Source organism: Ferruginibacter sp. (assembly GCF_049840995.1).
In the GTDB taxonomy this organism is placed as follows: domain Bacteria; phylum Bacteroidota; class Bacteroidia; order Chitinophagales; family Chitinophagaceae; genus Ferruginibacter.
Window position 1 is genome coordinate 194,636 of the sequence record NZ_JASGIP010000007.1, and the last position, 21,998, is coordinate 216,633.

Annotated in this window: 18 protein-coding genes; 12 read left to right on the forward strand and 6 right to left on the reverse strand. The window is 43.1% G+C overall.

Going from position 1 to position 21,998, the window contains the following annotated elements; all coding sequences use genetic code 11:
* Positions 1 to 91: 91 nt before the first annotated feature.
* From QM738_RS19255 to QM738_RS19310, 12 genes are all read left to right on the forward strand, one after another.
* Positions 92 to 1,561, forward strand: coding sequence for a glycoside hydrolase family 30 protein (locus tag QM738_RS19255; protein ID WP_462278374.1), 1,470 nt, complete (start codon positions 92 to 94; stop codon positions 1,559 to 1,561).
* A gap of 11 nt (positions 1,562 to 1,572) precedes the next feature.
* Complete coding sequence (locus QM738_RS19260; protein WP_462278375.1) at positions 1,573 to 3,264, forward strand: glucoamylase family protein; 1,692 nt, start codon at positions 1,573 to 1,575, stop codon at positions 3,262 to 3,264.
* Positions 3,265 to 3,274: 10 nt separating this feature from the next.
* Positions 3,275 to 4,621, forward strand: coding sequence for a glucoamylase family protein (locus QM738_RS19265; RefSeq protein WP_462278376.1), 1,347 nt, complete (start codon positions 3,275 to 3,277; stop codon positions 4,619 to 4,621).
* A 4-nt stretch (positions 4,622 to 4,625) separates the two neighbouring features.
* Positions 4,626 to 5,477: an endonuclease/exonuclease/phosphatase family protein gene (locus tag QM738_RS19270; RefSeq protein ID WP_462278377.1), complete on the forward strand. Its 852-nt coding sequence runs from the start codon at positions 4,626 to 4,628 to the stop codon at positions 5,475 to 5,477.
* Positions 5,478 to 5,480: 3 nt separating this feature from the next.
* Positions 5,481 to 7,232, forward strand: coding sequence for a discoidin domain-containing protein (locus QM738_RS19275; protein WP_462278378.1), 1,752 nt, complete (start codon positions 5,481 to 5,483; stop codon positions 7,230 to 7,232).
* A 96-nt stretch (positions 7,233 to 7,328) separates the two neighbouring features.
* Positions 7,329 to 7,781: an IS200/IS605 family transposase gene (gene tnpA, locus QM738_RS19280; RefSeq protein ID WP_462278379.1), complete on the forward strand. Its 453-nt coding sequence runs from the start codon at positions 7,329 to 7,331 to the stop codon at positions 7,779 to 7,781.
* Positions 7,782 to 7,862: 81 nt separating this feature from the next.
* Entirely contained in the window at positions 7,863 to 8,528 is a 666-nt protein-coding gene (locus tag QM738_RS19285; protein WP_462278380.1) for a GDSL-type esterase/lipase family protein, read from the forward strand.
* Between the two features lie 13 nt (positions 8,529 to 8,541).
* Positions 8,542 to 10,833 (forward strand): beta-glucosidase BglX, encoded by a 2,292-nt coding sequence (bglX, locus tag QM738_RS19290; RefSeq protein WP_462278381.1) that lies wholly within the window; start codon positions 8,542 to 8,544, stop codon positions 10,831 to 10,833.
* Between the two features lie 5 nt (positions 10,834 to 10,838).
* Complete coding sequence (bglX, locus tag QM738_RS19295; protein WP_462278382.1) at positions 10,839 to 13,076, forward strand: beta-glucosidase BglX; 2,238 nt, start codon at positions 10,839 to 10,841, stop codon at positions 13,074 to 13,076.
* 103 nt (positions 13,077 to 13,179) lie between these two features.
* A complete protein-coding gene (locus QM738_RS19300; RefSeq protein ID WP_462278383.1) occupies positions 13,180 to 13,869 on the forward strand; it encodes a response regulator transcription factor in 690 nt (229 codons plus the stop codon).
* A gap of 51 nt (positions 13,870 to 13,920) precedes the next feature.
* Positions 13,921 to 15,255: a HAMP domain-containing sensor histidine kinase gene (locus QM738_RS19305; protein WP_462278384.1), complete on the forward strand. Its 1,335-nt coding sequence runs from the start codon at positions 13,921 to 13,923 to the stop codon at positions 15,253 to 15,255.
* Positions 15,256 to 15,319: 64 nt separating this feature from the next.
* Positions 15,320 to 15,559, forward strand: a complete 240-nt coding sequence (locus tag QM738_RS19310; protein ID WP_462278385.1) for a hypothetical protein — start codon at positions 15,320 to 15,322, stop codon at positions 15,557 to 15,559.
* A gap of 177 nt (positions 15,560 to 15,736) precedes the next feature.
* Here QM738_RS19310 and QM738_RS19315 read toward each other — a convergent pair whose 3' ends face one another.
* The 6 genes from QM738_RS19315 to QM738_RS19340 all read right to left on the reverse strand — a co-directional run bounded on the left by QM738_RS19315 (position 15,737) and on the right by QM738_RS19340 (position 21,943).
* Positions 15,737 to 16,114, reverse strand: a complete 378-nt coding sequence (locus tag QM738_RS19315) for a hypothetical protein (protein WP_462278386.1) — start codon at positions 16,112 to 16,114, stop codon at positions 15,737 to 15,739.
* Positions 16,115 to 16,145: 31 nt separating this feature from the next.
* Positions 16,146 to 17,543, reverse strand: coding sequence for an NADH-quinone oxidoreductase subunit N (locus QM738_RS19320; RefSeq protein ID WP_462278387.1), 1,398 nt, complete (start codon positions 17,541 to 17,543; stop codon positions 16,146 to 16,148).
* A 66-nt stretch (positions 17,544 to 17,609) separates the two neighbouring features.
* Positions 17,610 to 19,082, reverse strand: coding sequence for a complex I subunit 4 family protein (locus tag QM738_RS19325; RefSeq protein ID WP_462278388.1), 1,473 nt, complete (start codon positions 19,080 to 19,082; stop codon positions 17,610 to 17,612).
* Positions 19,083 to 19,116: 34 nt separating this feature from the next.
* Positions 19,117 to 21,048: an NADH-quinone oxidoreductase subunit L gene (gene nuoL, locus QM738_RS19330; RefSeq protein ID WP_462278389.1), complete on the reverse strand. Its 1,932-nt coding sequence runs from the start codon at positions 21,046 to 21,048 to the stop codon at positions 19,117 to 19,119.
* 62 nt (positions 21,049 to 21,110) lie between these two features.
* Positions 21,111 to 21,422 carry an NADH-quinone oxidoreductase subunit NuoK gene (gene nuoK, locus QM738_RS19335; RefSeq protein WP_462278670.1) on the reverse strand — a complete coding sequence of 104 codons (312 nt, stop codon included), beginning with the start codon at positions 21,420 to 21,422 and terminating at the stop codon, positions 21,111 to 21,113.
* Entirely contained in the window at positions 21,422 to 21,943 is a 522-nt protein-coding gene (locus QM738_RS19340) for an NADH-quinone oxidoreductase subunit J family protein (protein WP_462278390.1), read from the reverse strand. The genes nuoK and QM738_RS19340 overlap by 1 nt, the downstream gene beginning before the upstream one ends.
* Between the last annotated feature and the right edge of the window lie 55 nt (positions 21,944 to 21,998).

The following is a 21,998-nucleotide window of genomic DNA, read 5'->3' on the forward strand; positions in this document are numbered from 1 at the left end:
ACTACGCAATTGCTTTATAAAGTATTACGGGTACAACCGGCACAATCAGCTGAGAAACTTAAGTAACTACTTTTAATTAAAATTATTACGAATGAAAAGAATATTGATTGCTGCATTTACAGGTACAGTTTTGTTGGCAACTGCCAACCTGGCTACCGCACAAACCGGTAAAACAAAAACAGGTGCGTTTTCAACCCAGGGAAAAAAGGTAACCGTATACACTACGGCCGACAGTACCACGCTGCGTTTATCCCAAACAGAAACGGCGGAATTTAAAGACATGCCGCAGCCGCTGGAAACACAGGTGTGCATTTTTGCCGACCCGGATAAAACCTTCCAGAGCTTTTTGGGTATCGGCGGGGCGCTGACCGATGCAGCTGCCGAAACTTTTGCCAAAATGCCCAAAGACAAGCAGGAGGAATTTTTGCAGGCTTATTTCAGCAAAACAAAAGGCATTGGCTACAATTTTGCCCGTACCAATATACACAGCTGCGATTTCAGCAGTGATACCTACACCTATGTTACAGAAGGCGATGCGGCATTGAGTTCTTTTAATATCGATCACGACAGGAAATACCGTATCCCGTTCATTAAACAGGCCATTGCAGCGGCAGGCGGCAAGCTTACTTTATTTGCCAGTCCCTGGAGCCCGCCGGCATTCATGAAGACCAACAATGATATTCTGCATGGCGGTAAACTGAAAAAAGAATTTTACCAGCCCTGGGCAAATTATTATACCAAGTTCATCAAGGCTTATGAAGCGGAAGGTATCCCGGTATGGGGCATTTCCATACAGAACGAACCGATGGCAACACAGCGCTGGGAATCGTGTATTTATAGCGGTGAGGAAGAACGGGATTTTTTAAAGAATTATTTAGGCCCCACCATGCAAAAAGCAGGACTGGGCAGCAGAAAGATCATTGGTTGGGACCATAACCGCGACCTGCTCTACCAGCGTGCCAGCACTTTGCTGAACGATCCTGCAGCTGCAAAATATTTATGGGGTATTGGTTTTCATTGGTACGAACCCTGGAGCGGGGGAGAACCGATGTATGATAATTTAAAACTGGTGAACGAAGCTTATCCTGGTAAGAACCTGTTGTTCACAGAAGGATGTAAGGAATTATTTGATCTTGCAAAAGTGAAGGACTGGAAACTGGGCGAAAAATACGGCGCCAATATGATCCATGATTTCAATAATGGCTCTGTTGGTTTTACAGACTGGAATGTGTTACTGGATGAGACCGGAGGACCGAACCACGTAGGCAATTTTTGTTTTGCACCCATTATTGGTAATACAAAAACAGGAGAGTTGATTTACACCAACGAATATTATTATATCGGTCATTTCTCCAAATTCATTCAACCGGGCGCCAAAAGAATTGCTTGTTCTGCCAGCAGGAGTATGCTGCAGACCACTGCATTTAAAAATCCTGATGGCACTGTAGCTGTGGTGGTAATGAATCAAAGCAATGCCAAAACCAAATTTTATTTGTGGATCAATGGTAAGGCTGCGGAAGCCACGGCATTGCCGCATTCTATTTCAACACTGGTATTTTAATTCATTCAGCGATGAATATTATAAGATATAGATACCTGTTCTTTTCACTGCTGGTTATAGTAAGCAGTTGCAGTAAAAAAGATGGCGGCACAACCACCACTCCGGTTGACCCTGTACCTGCTGCATTGAATAATACTGCTGCAAAACTGGATAATGCAGTGATCAACACAGGTGCTGTTACTTATAATATTAAAACAGGGGTTGCGATCAAACTTTCTTTTAATAATGCGGTGGACAGGGCTTCGGTTGCCGCATCTGTTTCTTTATCAGAAAACGGCATTACAACTATACCGGTTAATTATAGTTATGAGAACAGCGATAGCACCATCGTACTCACCGCTACAGCTGCGTTAAAGAATTTGACACGATATAATTTAAGCGCCACTACTGCATTGCAGTCGGTAAAAAAAGGTAAACTCAATGCAGATCTTTCCTTCCAGTTCATTACGCAGATAGATTCTACGGATAAATTTGCTGTGATCAGCGATAATGCACTGCTGGATACGATTCAGAAAAGGACTTTCCGGTATTTCTGGGATTACGGGCATCCTGTAAGCGGCCTGGCAAGGGAGCGCAGTAACAGTACACCGGAAACAACCACTTCGGGTGGTACCGGTTTTGGTATTATGAGTATACCGGTGGCGGTTAGCCGAAACTTTATCACCCGTGCCGATGGATTGGCCAGGATGCAGAAGATAGTAGGATTTTTAAAGAATACAGCGCAAAAATTTCATGGTGCTTTTCCGCACTGGCTCAATGGTACCAGCGGGGTGGTGATACCATTCAGTACTAAAGATGACGGGGCCGACCTGGTGGAAACATCTTACCTGATGGCAGGTTTGCTTACCGCAAGGCAATACTTTAATGGTGTGGATGCGGCTGAAACAACATTGCGGGCAGATATCAATACTTTATGGAACGGGGTGGAATGGAGCTGGTTCCGCAAGAGCGGCGAAAATGTATTGTACTGGCACTGGAGCCCCAATTACAATTGGGATATGAACGTGAAGATACAGGGCTGGAATGAATGCCTGATCACGTATATACTTGCGGCATCATCCACCACATCGGCTATACCGCAGGTGGTGTACAAAGAAGGTTTTGCACGTAATGGCGCTATGGCCAATAATAATGCGTATTACGGGTATCCACTGCCGTTAGGGGTAGCTAATGGTGGACCTTTGTTCTTTGCGCATTATTCCTTTTTAGGTATCAATCCCAATGGACTGAGTGATACTTATGCCAATTATCAAACACAGGTCACCAATCATACAAAGATCAATTACGAATATTGCAAGGCGAACCCCAATGCTTATTTTGGTTACAGTAACTTGTGCTGGGGACTTACGGCAAGTGATGTGCCCAATGGGTACAATGCCAATTCACCAACAAGTGATATAGGTGTGATATCACCGACAGCCGCTATTTCCTCCATTGCCTACACGCCAACGGAAAGCATGAATGCGCTCAAATTCTTTTATTATAAATTGGGGGATAAAATTTTTAAAGAATATGGTTTTACCGATGCATTTTCGCTGAAGGATCTCTGGTATGCCGGTTCATTTTTGGCCATCGACCAGGGGCCGGAGATCGTGATGATAGAGAATTACCGCAGCGGGTTGATATGGAATTTGCTGACCAGCTGTACAGAAATAAAGAATGGAATGAAAAACGTATTGGGCTTTACTGCTCCATACCTGTAAAATATAGTGGATGAAAACAATATTGCTTGCATTGCTCTGCATTGTTGCGGTAAAGATCACCGCACAAAAAACGATCGCCAAACCCGCTGCTGCATTTGATGCCAAAGCGAGGCCAAAGGATCTTTCTGATTCTGCCTTGCTCGATTTGGTACAGAAACAAACCTTCCGGTATTTCTGGGATTTCGCACATCCTGTAAGCGGTATGGCAAGGGAAAGAAGCAATGAGAACTTTGGTTATGGTGGCGAAACTGTTACCACTGGCGGTACAGGCTTTGGTGTGATGAGCGTGGTGGTTGCAACCGAAAGAAAATGGATCACAAGAGATACTGCCGCAAAATTCCTGCTGAAGATGGTGAACTTTTTACTGAAAGCAAATTCCTACCATGGTGCCTTTCCACACTGGATGGATGGCACTACGGGGAAGACGATTCCCTTCAGCCGTAAAGATGATGGCGCCGACCTGGTGGAAAGCTCTTATTTATTTGAAGGCCTTTTATGTGCAAGACAATATTTTAATGGAGACAATCGTGTGGAAAGGGAATTACGCAACCGCATCAACTGGATGTGGACGACAGTGGAATGGAACTGGTTCACCAAAGAAGGGCAGGATGTTTTATACTGGCACTGGAGCCCCAATAATGGCTGGGCCATGAATTTTCCCGTACATGGCTTCAACGAATGTATGATCATGTATATACTGGCCGAAAGTGATGAACATTATCCCGTGCCAGCATCCGTTTACCACAGGGGATGGGCCGAAAGCAGTTTCTTTAAGAATGGTAAAGAGTTTTACGGGTACAAGTTGCCGTTAGGTTTTGATTACGGCGGGCCCTTGTTCTTTTCGCAGTATTCATTTTTGGGGTTAGATCCGCATGGATTAAAAGACCGCTACGCTGACTATTGGGAGCAGAATAAAAATCATACACTTATCAATCATGCTTATTGTGTGGATAATCCCAAAGCCTTTAAAGGTTATGGTGAAAATTGCTGGGGGCTTACTGCCAGCGATACTTATGATGGATACAATGCTTTTTCACCTACCAACGATGAAGGTACCATTACACCTACAGCCGCCTTGTCGGCTTTTCCGTATACACCGGAATACTCCATGAAGGCTTTAAAACATTTTTATTATGACCTGGGTGATAAGATATGGAGCGAATACGGTTTTACCGACGCTTTTAATGAAACAAAGAACTGGTATGCCACATCGCACCTGGCCATTGACCAGGGGCCTATTATTGCCATGATAGAGAATTACCGCAGCGGCTTGGTATGGAAACTATTTATGAGTTGTCCTGAAATTCAGCACGGGCTCACCAAACTGGGTTTTGAAAGCCCCTGGCTAAAAAAATGATCACATGAAAAAACTGGCACAAGGAATATTGTTCTTTTTATTACTGCTGGCAGGCGGGCAATTGCTTGCGCAGCAGGAAGTGAAAGTGATGTCGTACAATATACGACTGGATGTTGCATCGGATGGAGAGAACCGCTGGGATGCAAGAAAAGAAAAAGTGGCCGGCCTGATGAATTATTATGAAGCGGATTTTATCGGGTGCCAGGAAGTACAGCATCACCAGTTGCAGTTCCTTCAAAGCCAGTTAAAAAACTACAGTTATATCGGCGTGGGAAGGGATGATGGAAAAGAGGCGGGTGAATATTCCTGCATCTTTTACAATAAGGAAAAATTCAAACTGCTGCAGCAATCCACTTTCTGGCTTTCGCAAACACCGGATTCTGTATCGATGGGCTGGGATGCAGTGTGCCACCGGGTTTGCACTTATGGCCTGTTTCAATCCAAACAAAGCAATACTGTTTTCTGGGTATTTAATACGCATTTCGATCATATCGGGAAAACGGCCCGCCTGGAATCGGCCAAGCTGATCGTGGAAAAAATGAAACAGTTGAATACAAAGAACTATCCCGTTATTTTTTCCGGCGACCTGAATTCAAAACCAGAAGAGCCGCCTTACCAGTATATCAGTTCAGTTTTAAAGAATACAAGGGAAGCCTCTCAGCAACCTGCTTACGGTCCTGCGGATACCTGGAATGCTTTCCAGTTTGATAAAAAACCTGATGGAAGGATCGATCATATTTTTGTAGATGATAAAGGAAAGATCAAGGTAAAAAAGTTTGCAACGATCACGGATTCATACGATAAAAAATATCCTTCGGATCATTTTCCTATTTTGGCAACATTATTAATACAATGATCTATGCGTAAAAAAATAATTGCCATAATTATTTTCCTGTTCGTTACTGTTGTATCGATGCAGGCGCAGCAAAAAACCTATTGTAATCCTGTTAATATCGATTACGGGTACACGCCGTTCCCCAGTTTTACCGAATGGGGTAAGCACCGTGCCACGGCCGACCCGGTGATCGTGAATTATAAAGGCGATTATTATTTGTTCAGCACCAATCAATGGGGATACTGGTACAGCAATGATATGCTGCACTGGAAATTCAATGAAAGAAAATTCCTGCGCCCCTGGAACAATGATACTAAAGATGAATTGTGTGCGCCGGCTGTTGGTGTCATTGGCGATACGATGATCGTGTTTGGCTCAACCTATACCAGTAAATTCACTTTGTGGATGAGCACCAATCCCAAGGCCAACGAATGGAAACCACTGGTGGATTCATTCGAGATTGGTGGCTGGGACCCTGCTTTTTTTACGGATGATGATGGAAGGCTGTACATGTACAACGGCAGTAGTAACAATTATCCTGTGTATGGTGTGGAACTGAACCGGAAAACATTCAAACCTATTGGCACCCGCACGCCTATGTACTTGTTACAAGACTGGCGTTATGGCTGGCAAAGATTTGGTGAATACATGGACAATACTTTTTTAGATCCCTTCATTGAAGGCTCCTGGATGACCAAACACAATGGCAAATACTATTTTCAATACGGCGCACCGGGAACAGAAATGAGTGGTTATGCTGACGGTGTGGTAGTGGGCAGTAAACCATTGTTTGATGGCATACAAACATTTCCTCAATCGGATCCCATGAGTTTTAAACCCGGTGGATTTTCAAGAGGAGCGGGGCATGGAGCCACGTTTACAGATAATTTCAATAACTACTGGCATATTTCCACCAGCATCATCTGTGTTAAAAATACGTGGGAGCGAAGGATGGGCATCTGGCCTGCCGGTTTTGATAAGGATGATATGATATGGTGTAATACGGCGTTTGGGGATTACCCGCTGTATTTACCTTCAGCAAATGCGGATCCGCAGCATTACCGGCCCGAATGGTATTTGCTGAATTATAAAAAGCCTGTAGCAGTTTCGTCTACACTTGGTAGTTACTATGCCAATAATGCAGTGGACGAAAGCATCAAAACCTACTGGAGCGCCAAAACTGCCGACAAAGGAGAATGGATACAATCGGACCTGGGCAATCTTTCCACGGTGAATGCGGTGCAGATCAATTATGCCGACCAGGATGTGGAATTTTTAGGCAAGCAGACCAATATTTATCACCAGTACAAACTGTATTATTCTGCAGATGGGAAAAAATGGAATATATTGGTAGACAAGAGTGCTAATAATACGGATGTGCCGCATGATTATGTTGAGCTGGCAACACCGGTGCAGGCACGTTACATCAGGCTGGAAAATATACATATGCCCACCGGTAAATTCGCCATCAGTGGACTGCGTGTATTTGGCAATGGCAATGGTGAAAAACCAGCGGCTGTTAAAAACCTGATCGTGCTGCGTACAGAAAAAGATAAGCGCAGCGCTTACATTAAATGGAGCCCGGTGGATAATGCTTTTGCCTACAACCTGTATTATGGAACAGCGCCTGATAAATTATACAGCTGCATCATGATCCACGATTTTAATGAATACTGGTTCAGGGCCATGGACAGCCAGAAAACTTATTACTTTACCATTGAAGCGATCAATGAAAATGGGGTGAGTGAAAAATATAAAGTAATGAAAGTAGAATAGGACAAGCCCTGAAAGGGCGCAATACCATAACTTAGAGCAAAGCTCTAAGTACATGCAGTGCGTAAGCACTGTATCCTAAACCCTAAAAAAGCAAACATGAGCCAGTCATTAGTAAGATTAAGTACGCACATTACTTTCAGTACTAAATACAGGCAACCATTGATAGATGCAGCAATAGAATCAGAGCTGCATGCTTATATCGGCGGTGTATGTAACATCATGGAATGTATACCGATAAAAGTAGGCGGCTATACCGATCACATTCATGTGCTTTGCTTTCTATCAAAAAGAGTAGCGTTAATGGATCTTTTGGAAGAGATAAAGAAACGGTCGTCAAAATGGATCAAAACAAAAGGAGAGGCTTATAAAGATTTTTACTGGCAGAAAGGTTATGGGGCATTCTCTGTAAATTCTTCTCAACTGGATGTAGTGGTACGGTATATAGAGAACCAGCATACACATCATGAGAAGAAGACATTCCAGGATGAATTCCGGGGATTTTTAAAGAAGTATAATGTAGAGTATGATGAACGGTATGTGTGGGATTAGGCATTAAAACATGGGGCGCTGCCCGCATGTTAGAAGATTACGCCCCTTCGGGGCTGGCTTTAACACAGAATAAATTTTATAATGAAAAGATACCTGCATTTAAAAATTCTATCGCTGTTAATAATATTGTTTTCAGCATTGCATGCTGTTGCGCAGCCCTTCGTCAACGATATCGCTGCCTTTAAAAAACAGGATTCCATCAGCGCTCCACCTAAAAATGCCATACTCTTTGTAGGCAGTTCTTCTTTTACCAAATGGAAGGATGTACAAAACTATTTTCCCGGTTATACCATCATCAATCGCGGTTTTGGTGGTTCTACCTTGCCGGATGTGATCCGCTACGAAAAGGATGTGATCTTTCCTTACCAACCTAAACAGGTTGTTATTTATTGCGGTGAGAACGATGTAGCTTCATCTGATACGATCACACCCGAAATTGTACTGGGCAGGGTAAAACAACTCATTACGGATATAAGAAAACAATTTCCCAAAGTTCCGATTGCTTTTATCTCTTTAAAACCGGCCCCGAGCCGCTGGGCAAAAAAAGACCGGATGATGGCCAGCAATGCACTCATCAAAAAATATTTGAAGAAGAAGAAACATACTGCCTTCATCAATGTATGGGATGCCATGCTGGATGCAGAAGGTAAACCCATGGCAGATATTTTTATTGAAGACCGCCTGCACATGAATGCCAAAGGCTATGCCATCTGGCAAAAAATAATAGAACCATATTTAGTGAAATAAAAACGATGCTTACATGAAAAAAGTACAAAGGGTATTGACCGGTTTGATGCTGGTATTTACGCTACATGCTGCCGCACAAACCAGCACCGACGCGAAGATGAAAACCTTCATTGATGCGCTGATGAAGAAAATGACACTGGATGAAAAGATCGGTCAGCTGAACCTGCCCGGTTCCGGCGATATTGTTACCGGCCAGGCGTCCAATTCTGATATCGGTAAAAAAATAAAAGAAGGAAAAGTAGGCGGACTATTCAATATCAAATCCGTGGAAAAGATACGTGCCGTACAAAAAGTAGCAGTGGAAGAAAGCCGCCTTAAAATACCGATGATATTCGGCATGGATGTGATACATGGTTACGAAACCGTGTTCCCGATACCGTTAGGTTTGTCCTGCACCTGGGATATGAATGCGATAGAACGCAGTGCAAGGGTGGCAGCTACCGAAGCCAGTGCAGACGGGATCAACTGGACCTTTTCGCCGATGGTGGATGTGGCCCGTGATCCACGCTGGGGGCGCATTGCAGAAGGCAACGGTGAAGATGCGTACCTGGGGGGAGAGATCGCCAAAGCCATGGTAAAAGGATACCAGGGCAATGATCTTACAAAGAACAATACCATATTAAGTTGTGTAAAACACTATGCCATGTATGGCGCTGCCGAAGCCGGCCGTGATTATAATACAACTGATATGAGCCGGGTGCGCATGTTCAATGAGTACTTGCCACCTTACAAAGCAGCGATCGATGCAGGTGCCGGCAGTATCATGGCTTCCTTCAACGAAGTGGATGGTATACCAGCTACCGCCAATAAATTTTTGATGACAGATGTATTAAGAAAGATGTGGGGTTTCAAAGGCTTTGTGGTAACAGATTATACAGGCATTAATGAAATGATCGATCATGGTTTGGGCGATCTGCAAACAGTTTCTGCCAAAGCATTGAATGCAGGAATAGATATGGACATGGTGGGAGAAGGATTTTTAACCACCTTAAAAAAATCGCTGGCCGAAGGAAAAGTTACACTGCAGCAGATCGATGCGGCTTGCAGAACCATACTGGAAGCAAAATATAAACTGGGTTTATTTGATGATCCTTATAAATACTGTGATGCCAACCGTGCAAAAACAGAAGTGTTCACCGATGCCAACCGCAAAGAAGCAAGGGCTATTGCAGCGCAGAGTTTTGTATTGTTAAAGAATGCAGGCAGTATTCTGCCATTACAAAAAAACGGCACTATTGCATTAGTAGGACCATTGGCTGATAACAAGGAGAATATGCCCGGCACCTGGAGTGTGGCGGCCAATTTTTCAAAAGCAACCTCTGTGTTAACAGGCCTGAAAGAAGTGGTGGGGGATAAAGCAAAAATATTATACGCCAAAGGTGCTAACCTGGATTATGATAAAGCATTTGTGGAACGTGCCGGTATGTTTGGTAAAGACCTTAAATGGGACAACCGCCCTGCAGCTGAGATCATACAGGAAGCCGTGAACATCGCCAACCAGGCAGATGTGGTAGTGGCAGCAGTGGGAGAATCTGCTGAAATGAGTGGGGAATGCAGCAGCCGCAGCGATATACAAATTCCCGAAGCGCAGAAAGATCTTATCAAAGCATTATTAAAAACAGGCAAGCCCGTAGTATTGGTTTTATTTACCGGCAGACCGCTGGCTTTAAAGTGGGAAAATGATAATGTGCCTGCGATATTGAATGTATGGTTTGGCGGCAGCGAAGCAGGTTATGCCATTGCAGATGTATTGTTTGGTGATGTAAATCCTTCAGGCAAACTCACCACCACCTTTCCGCAGAATGTAGGACAGGTGCCCATTTATTACAACCATAAGAACACCGGCCGCCCTTTGCAGGATGGTAAATGGTTCTCCAAATTCAGGAGCAACTATTTGGATGTAAGCAATGATCCTGTTTATCCTTTTGGCTATGGCTTAGGTTACAGTGGCTTCAGCTACAGTGATGTAAAACTCAGCAATACTTCTTTAAAAGGTAATCAAACCTTAACAGCCAGTATAACGGTAACGAATACCGGAAAATATGATGGTAAGGAAACTGTACAGTTGTACCTGCGTGATGTGGTGGGCATCAGCATGACAAGGCCTGTGAAGGAATTAAAAGGATTTCAGAAAATTGAACTGAAGGCAGGAGAATCAAAGACCGTTAATTTTTCCATTACCACCAATGATTTGAAATTTTATAATCCCGATCTTAAATACGACTGGGAGCCGGGAGAGTTCCAGGTAATGATCGGCGGTAATTCAAGAGATGTAAAAACAGCAACTGTAAACTGGGTTAAATAAAAATAATGACAACAAATCTTTTTAAAAACCTGTGCCTGTTGTGTATTGCAATGGCGCAGGTTGTTTTTTGTACGGCACAAAAGAAAACCATTGACCAGAAAGTGGATTCTGTTTTAAAACTGATGACGCTGGATGAAAAGATCGGGCAGATGAACCAGTACAATGGTGATTTTAATGCAACAGGTCCTATTACACAGGATGGTGATAAGCAAAATCAAATTCGCGAAGGAAAACTGGGCTCGATACTGAATGTAACGGGCGTGGATCATACAAGAACATTGCAGCAGATCGCCCTGCAGTCAAGATTAAAAATCCCATTGCTCTTCGGGCAGGATGTGATACATGGTTACCGCACCATCTTTCCCTTACCCCTTGCCGAAGCAGCCAGCTGGGATATGGAAGCAATTGAACAAACCGCCCGCATTGCAGCGACCGAAGCAGCGGCTGCCGGTATTCACTGGACCTTTGCGCCAATGGTGGATATAGCCCGTGATCCCCGCTGGGGCCGTGTTATGGAAGGCGCCGGTGAAGATACTTACCTCGGCAGTTTGATCGCAGCAGCAAGAGTAAAAGGCTTCCAGGGAAAAGGCCTGGGCAATACCGATGCAGTAATGGCTTGTGCCAAACATTTTGCAGCCTATGGCGCTGCAATTGGCGGCCGCGATTATAATTCTGTTGATATGAGCCTGCGCCAGTTGTACGAAGTATATCTGCCGCCATTTAAAGCAGCAGCCGAAGCAGGCGCAGCAACATTCATGAATTCTTTCAATGATCTTAACGGCATTCCTGCCACGGGCAACAAATATTTGCAACGGGATATTTTAAAAGGCCAATGGAAGTTTAAAGGCTTTGTAGTAAGCGACTGGGGCAGTGTGGGAGAGATGGTGAACCATGGTTATGCAAAAGATAAATATGAAGCAGCCATGCTGGCCGCCAATGCCGGCAGCGATATGGATATGGAAAGCCGCAGCTACATAAAAAATTTGGCTACATTGGTTAAAGAAGGCAAAGTAAAAATTGCTGTGATAGATGAAGCAGTAAAAAGAATATTAAAAAAGAAATTTGAAATGGGATTGTTCGATGACCCTTTTAAATTCTGCAACGAAGCAAGAGAAAAAGAACAATGGGATAATAAAAATAATCTTGCTGTTGCGAGAGAGATGGCTAAAAAAAGTATCGTGCTGCTGAAGAATGATAACCAGTTATTGCCTTTATCCAAACAAAGCAACAACATTGCATTGATAGGCCCCTTTGTAAAAGCAGTGAGGGATAACCTGGGTTTCTGGAGTTATAGCTGGCCCGATGATACCGCCAGGATCGTAACATTGTTTGACGGTGTAAAGAACAAGCTGGCCGCCAATGCGAATATTTTATATGCCAAGGGCTGTAATATCAACGACAGCAGCAAAGCAGGTTTTGATGAAGCAATGGCTGTTGCCAGGCAATCGGATGTAGTGGTGCTGAGTGTTGGCGAAGCAAGCAATATGACCGGTGAGGCCAAAAGCAGGAGCAACCTGCATTTGCCCGGTGTGCAGGAAGATCTGATCAAAGCAGTGATGGCTACCGGCAAGCCGGTGATAGTTTTAATAAGTGCAGGAAGACCATTGGTGTTTAACTGGACGGCAGATAATGTTCCCGCCATTGTATATACCTGGTGGCTGGGCACCGAAGCCGGTAATGCCATTGCCGATGTATTGTTTGGCGATCATAACCCCGCCGGTAAATTGCCCATCAGCTTCCCAAGAACAGAAGGGCAGATTCCTGTGTATTACAATCATTATAACACCGGCCGACCGGCAAAAAGAGATAATGATGTGAATTATGTATCGGCCTATACCGATCTGCTGAACAGTCCACGGTACGCATTCGGTTATGGATTGAGTTTTACCAAATTCACTTATGGCGCTTTTACTGTAAATAAAACTGCCTTAAAAGCGAATGATAAATTGGAAGTATCTGTAACGGTAACCAACTCCGGTAATTATGATGGAGAAGAAGTGGTGCAGTTGTATGTACGGGACCGCTTTGGTTCTGTAGTAAGGCCTGTAAAAGAATTGAAAGGATTTAAAAAGATATTTTTAAAGAAAGGAGAGAGCAGGGAAGTAAAATTTACCCTTACCACCAATGACCTGAAATTTTATAACGATGCATTGGTATATGATTGGGAACCGGGTGATTTTGATATCATGGCTGGACCCAATTCTGCTGATGTTCAAAAGCTCAGTATTACCTGGAATAAGTGAGTATAGCCCTGTTTTAACGATATTTTAATTCCTTTTTAATCCGATTGGCTGGCTTTGGATTTTATTTACATGGCATTAACTAAGAATAAAATAACTTTATGCCATGGAAGAGATAAAGATCTTATTGATTGAGGATGAAAAGAAGATTGCCGATACACTTTCAAAGGGTTTAACGGAGCTGGATTATCATGTGGAAAAAGCATACGATGGAAAGATCGGGTTGAGGCTGTACGAATCCGGTAGTTTTAATCTCATCATTACGGATATCAACCTGCCGGGGATCAATGGTTATGAACTGACCAAAAGCATCCGCAGCCGCAACCAGCATATACCCATCATTATGCTAACGGCGCTGAATGCCACCGACGATAAGATAGAAGGCTTTGATGCCGGAGCAGATGATTACCTGGTAAAACCTTTTGAATTCAAAGAATTATTGGTTCGTATAAGAGCATTGCTGAAGCGAACACTCAACCAGCAATTTCCCGCCGGCAATGTTTTAAAAGTAGCCAATCTTGAACTGAATGTTGACAGCAAGGAAGTAACCAGGGATGGTCATATCATTTATCTTACAGCCAAAGAATTCCAGTTGCTGGAATACTTTATGCGCAACAGGAGCCGTTTAGTATCCAGGGCGGATATTGCTGAAAAAGTATGGGACCTTGATTTTGATACCAAGACCAATGTGATAGATGTGTATGTGAACTTCCTGCGTAAAAAGATCGACAAGGACTATGAACCCAAACTCATTCATACGCAGGTGGGCATGGGTTACATTATGAAAGAGAAATAAGCTGCATGAGCATAAAATACAAGAATCGCTTTTTTATTTTCCCTTTTGGTAATGCTTATACTGGCATTGGTTAGTTTATCCATTTATTATTTCAGTGTAAAAGAAAGAGAAGAGAGTTTTCGCGGAAGGATAGAGAAAAGAGCGCTCTACAGTGCAAAAGTATATGCAGATGTAAAAGATTCTAATTTTTCTGTGCTGCGCAGGCTGGATGTTTCTTCCAGCGCTTTTTTCAAAAAAAGTATTACGATAACAGGCTATAAAGATGCCTATGTATACATGTACTCCGATAGTACCGGCGATTCGCTTTATCTCACCAAAGAGATCATAGAAAAAGCGAAAATTGACGGCGCCACTTTTTTCACCCATGGTAATAAAAAAGCAGTAGCCATTCATCATGTGGATAAGAACAGCAATTTTATTGTGGCAGTTTCGGCCATTGATAAAGACGGGCAGGAATACCTGGTGGAGTTAAATAAAATATTACTCGTGTCTTTATTGCTGGCGGTATTGCTTTCCTTTTTTGCCGGGATCATCTTTGCAAGAAAACTGGTGTACCCGATAGAACGCATCACGGGAGAAGTGAACCTGATCACTTCCGTGGATCTTTCCAAAAGAGTAAAAATAGATAGTGAAAAGAATGAGCTTACCAAGCTGGCAGAAACTTTTAATAACCTGCTGAACCGTTTGCAGGATTCTTTCGCTATACAAAGAAGATTTATTTCCAACGCCTCGCACGAATTGTCAACACCACTCACATCAGTTTCCAGCCAGTTGGAAGTGGCCATGCAAAAGAACCGCACACAGGAAGAATACAAGGAAGTGATCGTAAGTGTGTATGAAGACATCAAGGAACTGCAGTTATTGACACAAAGCCTGCTGGATATTGCGAAAGCAGGATCGCAGGGCGCTATTAACCTGGAAGAAGTGAGACTGGATGAAGTGTTGTTTAAAGTGGTATCGGATATTCAGAAACAAAATAAAGATTACCGTGCCGCACTGGACTTTGATGTATTTCCCGAAGATGAAAAAATGCTGACTGTATTTGGTAACACGAATCTTTTATACAGCGCACTGAAAAATATCATTGAAAATGGTTGTAAATATTCCGACAGCAACCGGTCAACCATCTCTGCCGAATTCAAGCCAGCAGAGGTTTTGATAAAAGTACACAACCAGGGAGAAGTGATACCGGAAAATGATATCCAGAATATTTTCCAACCTTTTTTCCGGGCAGATTCTGCGCAGGGCAAACCGGGTTTTGGCCTTGGATTAACACTCGCAAAGAATATACTTTCTTTACACAAAGGAACCATTACTGTCGACTCCACCAAACAGACAGGAACTGTTTTTATTATCAACATTCCCAACATTTTATCGCTTCATTAATGATTTTTAACGCTGTTTTAATGCGTTTTTAATACCTGCATTCTAAATTGTATAAAATGCAAGGATGACGAGGTTTATGATATTTACTGTACTCTCAGCTACAGTTTTATTTTTATCGGTATCATTGTTTTTTACAAAACAATTCAACAGGAACCTGATACATGCAAAAGAGTTGCTGATATTGAAAAATGACTCTTTACACATGCTTCAGATAGAGACGAAGAAGGAATTGATGAATACACAAAGCTACCTTGACAGCGTATTGACGGGAAGCAACAAAAATTATCTTACTAAAAAATATTGATAAAACTGCTGCCACAACTGCATACAGGTTTACGAATTTTTAGATGATAAGTGTACAACGAATAAATAACGATTATTAGATAACTACAAAAGGGGCGGTTTTTCATTCTTTGGTTTTAAACAGCGGAGGGGGTGTTAGCAGCACCCCCATTTTTTTGTCCTTACTTTACTGCGGAAACTATTTCTTTTCAAAATATGGAACTGCATCATTGGGTGCAGCGTCCTGCTGTTGCCAGTAAGCCAGTGTAACAATATGTCCATGGGGAGCTTTCAATAACCTGCCGAAAATTGCATTGACAGGATTAAAAGTATAATCTGTTACGCCTACCGTAAAAGTGGTCGGTATAGCGGGTTCTGGCACAGGTGCAGCACCTTCTTCAGTTTTTGCAGCAGGTGCGGCCTTGGGTGGCGGTGTGGGAATTGCCACTACGGTAAAGCCATTATACTCCAGCAATTCTTTTATAAATGCCAGCCTTTGCGGCGTAACATTTCTTTCCACGATGCCGCATTTAACACCGTCCAGATCTTCAAACTCATGATTTTTATTGAGCGCCATCTGTGTTGTGATTTATAGAAAATAATTTTATTTAAAACAAGGCTGCTATATGATCGTATATCCATCCCAGTAAGCCCGTTAGTACAATACCTGCTGCGCAAATGATCAGTCCAAATTTTGTGAATGGGTTGACGGGTATTGCGGGGGGAGGCGTATCACTCTTATCCATAAAAACAGCCCGTACCACTTTTAAATAATAATACAGCGAAACGATCATGTTCAATGCTGCAATAGTGATAAACGCATAATTGGCTTTTGCTGCACCGGCAGTAAGCAAAAACAATTTACCAAAAAAACCTGCTGTGGGTGGAATGCCCGCTAATGAGAACAACGCCAACGCCAATACCCAGCTTAAGAATTTATTGTTTTGATAAAGCCCTTTGTAATCTTCTATTCTTTCTTTGCCGGTAAATAATGCGATGGTTTCAGCCACACCAAAAGCTGCAAGATTGCTGAATACATAGATGAGCACAAAATAAATTACCGCTGCAGCGCCCTGCGCAGAACTGCCGCTGATACCCACCAGTATAAAACCCACCTGCGCTATAGAAGAAAAGGCGAGGAACCGTTTGATATTTTGCTGGCGCAAAGCAAACAGGTTACCCAATACCATCGTAACGACCGACAACAGCATCAGCATATTGTACCATACTGCATGCATCGGCTGAAATACTTTGTATAAAAAAGCAATGAATGCAAATGCGATAACGCCCTTGGATATTACAGAAAGAAAAGCAGTAACTGCAAAAGGGGAGCCCTCGTACACATCGGCCGTCCATAAATGAAAAGGCACAATGGATAATTTGAATGCAAACGCACTGAATAAAAATACCAGCGCCATTATTTGTATGGTACTGCCATTGAGCATCGTGGGCAATTCTGCAAAGCTGATGGTGCCGGTAACGCCATACACCAGTGAAATGCCAAACAATAAAATACCGGATGAAAATGCAGAAGAGAGGATCATCTTCATCGCTGCTTCGGAAGCTGTTTTTTTCTGCAGGTCGAAATTGGCCATTGCTGCAACGGGGATAGTAGCCAGCTCCAGCGACAGGTAGAACATTAAGAAGTTACCGCTCGATAACAACAGGAACATACCCAGCAATGCCGATAATAAAAGAATAAAGAATTCTGCTAAATGTTCTGTTTGCCGTAACCAGCCGGTAAAGAGCAATGATATAAGATAAACACCCAGGCTTAAGATACTTTTTTCGCAGGCTATTACCATATCGGTTTGATACATATCTGCAAAACAGCTGGTCTCAAAATTCCAAAAGCAGCTGGCAATAAAATTCAGTAATAATAAAAGCTGGATGATGGGCAACAGCACATCATTTTTGATACCCTTGCCCAGCTTTATCAATAATAAGATAAAGATGATGCCGGTGACCACCAGTTCGCTTTTCAGTATGGTAAAAATTTCACTCATTTGTTTTTGTTCCCCGAAAATTCTTTTCGGGCTTTTCCAACCGAAATAAAATTTCGGTATACTTAACTATTTCATCCGCTGCATAATAATTTCCGCACCCGGCCTCACCAGGTCATTCAGCCACGAAGGCGCCAGACCAATTGCCAAAATACCCGCAATAAGAATAATAGCCGCTAATCGTTCATTCCATTTGGCGTCACTAAGGCCGGTGAAACTTTCCTTCAAAGGTCCCATCGCCGTTTTACCGATCGCTCTTAAAATATATACAGCTGTAACAACAATGCTCAGGCAGGCGGCAATAGTGGCAACGCGGTGAAAAATATCCGGGTGTTCCCACGAGCCTGTGAACACGGTCATCTCCGCCACAAAACCACTCAGCGCCGGTAAGCCCAACGAACACAATCCTGCAAGAAATAACACTGTTGAAATAAAAGGAAGCGGCCGCAACAATCCACCCATCTCATCCACTTTCCTGGTATGCGTACGTTCGTATATCATGCCGATCACTGCAAAGAACAGGGCCGTCATTAAACCATGGCTCACCATCTGCATCACGGCGCCTTTAATAGCCGTTTGTGTAAGCATGCCAATGCCCAGTAACACAAAACCACAGTGACTGATGGAAGAATAGGCATTGATGTATTTCAGGTCCTGCTGCATCATGGTGGCGAAGGCGCCGTACAATATCGCAATGGAAGCAAGTACAATAATGATATCTGCATATTGTTTAGCACCTTCCGGCATAACGTACACGGCAACACGCAGACAGCCATAACCGCCCAGTTTCATCGAAATACCCGCCAGGAACATTGATCCGGCAGTGGGCGCGGAGGAATGCCCATCCGGCACCCAGGTATGAAATGGAAAGAGTGCTGTAAACACCCCAAAGCCTGCAAATAGTAATGGGAAGCAGATCTTTTGCACAGTCGCCGGAATTTTAAATGCGGTCAACTGCTGCAGGTCGAAGGTTCTGATACCGGCTGCAAAATAAGTACCCAGTAAACCCACCAGTACCAATGCAGAACCAAACATCAGCAACAGGGCCAGCTTATTGGCGCTGTATTCTTTTTTGCCGCTGCCCCAAATGCCTATAAGAAGATATTTTGGTATCACAGCAATTTCTAAAAAGAAGAATAAAATAAAAAGGTCGAGCGAGATAAAGAAGCCATAAGCGCCAAAGCTCAATAACAGCAGCAGGAAATAAAATTCCTTCGTCATCTTTTCCACGTTCCACGAAATGAGCACGCCGGCCACCACAACAAATGCAGTGAGCAATATCATGGCTACTGCAATACCATCCACGCCAAAATGCAGGCTGATATTCCAGTTGGGGAACCAGTTGTATTGCTGTTCAAAAAGAAAAGAATTATTTTGATCGCCTGCCCTGGCCTTATTATATGCAGCAAACAAAACGAATGACAATACCAATTGTGCCACTGATCCCGCCAATGCCGTAATGCGTACCCATTGTTTGCCGGGCATCAGCAATACAACAAGGCTGGTAAGCAATGGAACAAGTATCAATAATAATAAATTCATTCGTTCTGTTTATTAGGTATGCCGGTTGTTGTTTTTATTTTGATTGCCACCAGTAAATGAACAGCACTGCCAAACCAATTACACCCGTTAAAAAATAAAGGGCGTATTGCTGTACTTTACCTGATTGTATGCCTTTGATCTTTTCTGAAATGAATTGCGTGGTATTACCGGTTGCATTCACCAATCCATCCACCACATTTTTATCGAACCATGCTGCCGGTCTGCCGATAAGGTTGAATAATATTTTTTTAGTGATGAAAAAATAGATCTCATCAATATAGAATTTACGGTAAGCGGCATGGTACAATCCATTCAGCGCTGTGGCTATTTTAGCTGGTTTGCTGTTCTCTTTTCCATATAACCATAAGGCAGCAAAAATGCCCACCAATCCCAGTGCCACCGGTGCGATGGAAAAAGATAAATGAACAGTTGTTTCCAAAGGCTTACCATCAGAACTTACATAATGACCAAAAGGAATAAAACCTGCAGTTGCTGCGCCCGCTGCCAATAACAGCAAGGGCAGCATCATGGCAAAACCACCTTCTCCTTTGTGCTCACCATGGGCATGATAGGATTTGTTCCAGAAGATGGAAAAATATAAACGGAACATATAAAATGCAGTGAGACCAGAAGTGATCAACGCTACATAATAAATAACAGGATTGTGCTGGTAAGCAGCCAGTAAGATCTCTTCTTTGCTGAAAAAACCTGCGAAAGGTGGTACACCTGCAATAGCGAGGCAACCAATTAAAAAAGTAATATGCGTGATGGGTAAAAATTTTCTTAAGCCACCCATATCTTTCATTTCGTTGCTGTGTACATAATGTATCACGGCGCCTGCGCCGAGGAACAATAATGCTTTGAACAGCGCATGCGTGAATAAATGGAACATAGAAGCTGTATAGCCGGCGCCTGCTTCGCCACCATAGCCAGAAACACCGAGTGCAAACATCATAAAACCGATCTGCGACATGGTGGAATAGGCCAGCACTCTTTTTATATCTGTTTGCGTACAGGCAATAACGGCTGCAAATAAAGCAGAGAAGGCGCCCACATAACCCACAATATGCAATGCTTCAGGAGCGGAAAGAGAAAACACGGGAAACAATCTTGCTACTAAAAAAACACCGGCCACCACCATGGTTGCTGCATGTATCAATGCTGAAACAGGTGTAGGACCTTCCATAGCGTCGGGTAGCCATATATGTAAGGGAAACATGGCACTTTTACCTGCGCCGCCAATGAACACCAGTATCAAGCCCCAGTTGAGCGCAGATACGCCCAGGAATGAAGCCGTAGTGGCTGCATGCAATGATGCTGAACCGGGAGAGGTGAATTCCGCGATCAATGCTGCAAAATCCATGGTATGCGAATAGTAAGATAAAATGAGTATGCCAATTAAAAAGCCCACATCCGCAAACCTGGTGACTATGAATGCCTTTTTAGAAGCCGCCACTGCAGTTGGTTTTTCGTAGTAATAACCGATCAATAAAAAAGAGGAAACACCCACCAGTTCCCAGAATATATACATCTGGAAAATATTGGAGGCGATCACCAGCCCTAACATAGAGAACGTGAACAAACCAAGAAAGGCGTAATAAGTTGGAAAACGTTCATCACCTTTCATATAGGCAAGGCTGTACAAATGCACCATGAACGAAATGAAAGTCACCACAACAAGCATCATCATGGATATGGGGCCCGCCATTATCCCTAAATTAATGGCAAGATCATCTGAGAACTGCAACCAGGTAAAATTGAAATCTGTTCTTAAATAATAATCAAAATCACCTGCGGAAAAATACCTGTATGCCACCAATATTGCCAGGCAGCACGCCACAAACATCAGTACCGTTGCAATAGTGCCCGAAGTATTTTTAAAATACTTACGGCCAAACAGGCCCAGCATCACAAATGCCGCCAATGGCAGTAAAAGAATTAGCAGTATGTAAAACGAACTCGGCATAATTTCCAATATGATCTTCTCCGTTTCCCCCGAATTTATTCCGCCTAAGGCGGAGGGGGTTTTTAGTATTTTAATTCTTCTGCATTTTCCACATCCACTGAATGATGGCTCCTGTATAAATTAATAATGATCGCAATGGCCACTGCAGCTTCTGCAGCAGCAATGGCAATGATAAAAATGGTAAAGAACAAACCATCCAGTCTGCCCGGCCACAAATATTTATTGAACGCAATAAAATTCAGGTTCACGCTGTTCAGTATCAGTTCAATGCTCATCAGCATGGTCACCAGGTTTCTCCGCGTAAAAAATCCGTATACGCCAATAAAGAAAAGCGCTGTGCTGATAAATAATATTTCGTTCAGTCCCGGGTGCATCAATTCGTTGGTTGTTGTTTGGTTCTTAATGCAATTACAATACAACCGATCAGAGCTGCAAGTAATAAAATACTTACTACTTCAAAGGGCAGGGCATAACCGGTGCTATCGGTATCGAGCATCTGGTTCCCGATATTGGTAACACTGGGTTCTATAACAGTACCGGGTACACTATTAAATGAGTGTTGATATACCTGCACCAGTATCAAAGCCATACCGCAAAAAGCAGCCAGTGCTGCAAATAATTGCCTGGACAGTTTTTGCTGCGGCATTTTTTCGCCCGCCTGCTGTGTTAAAAAAATGGAGAAGATGATCAGTACCACGATACCACCCACGTACACTACAATTTGTACCGCTGCAATAAATTCGTATTGCAGCCAGAAATACAAACCAGCAACGCCGATCAAAGAAAATAATAAATAAATAGCAGCACGGAAGATCTGCCGCGTGGTAACGGCCAGTAAGCCACTCACTAAAGTAAGTGCTGCAAGCAGGTAAAATATAATAACAGAACCTTCCATATAAACGCCAGTTTTTAAATAACAAGCTACAAGCTGTGAGCCACAAGGGAGAAGC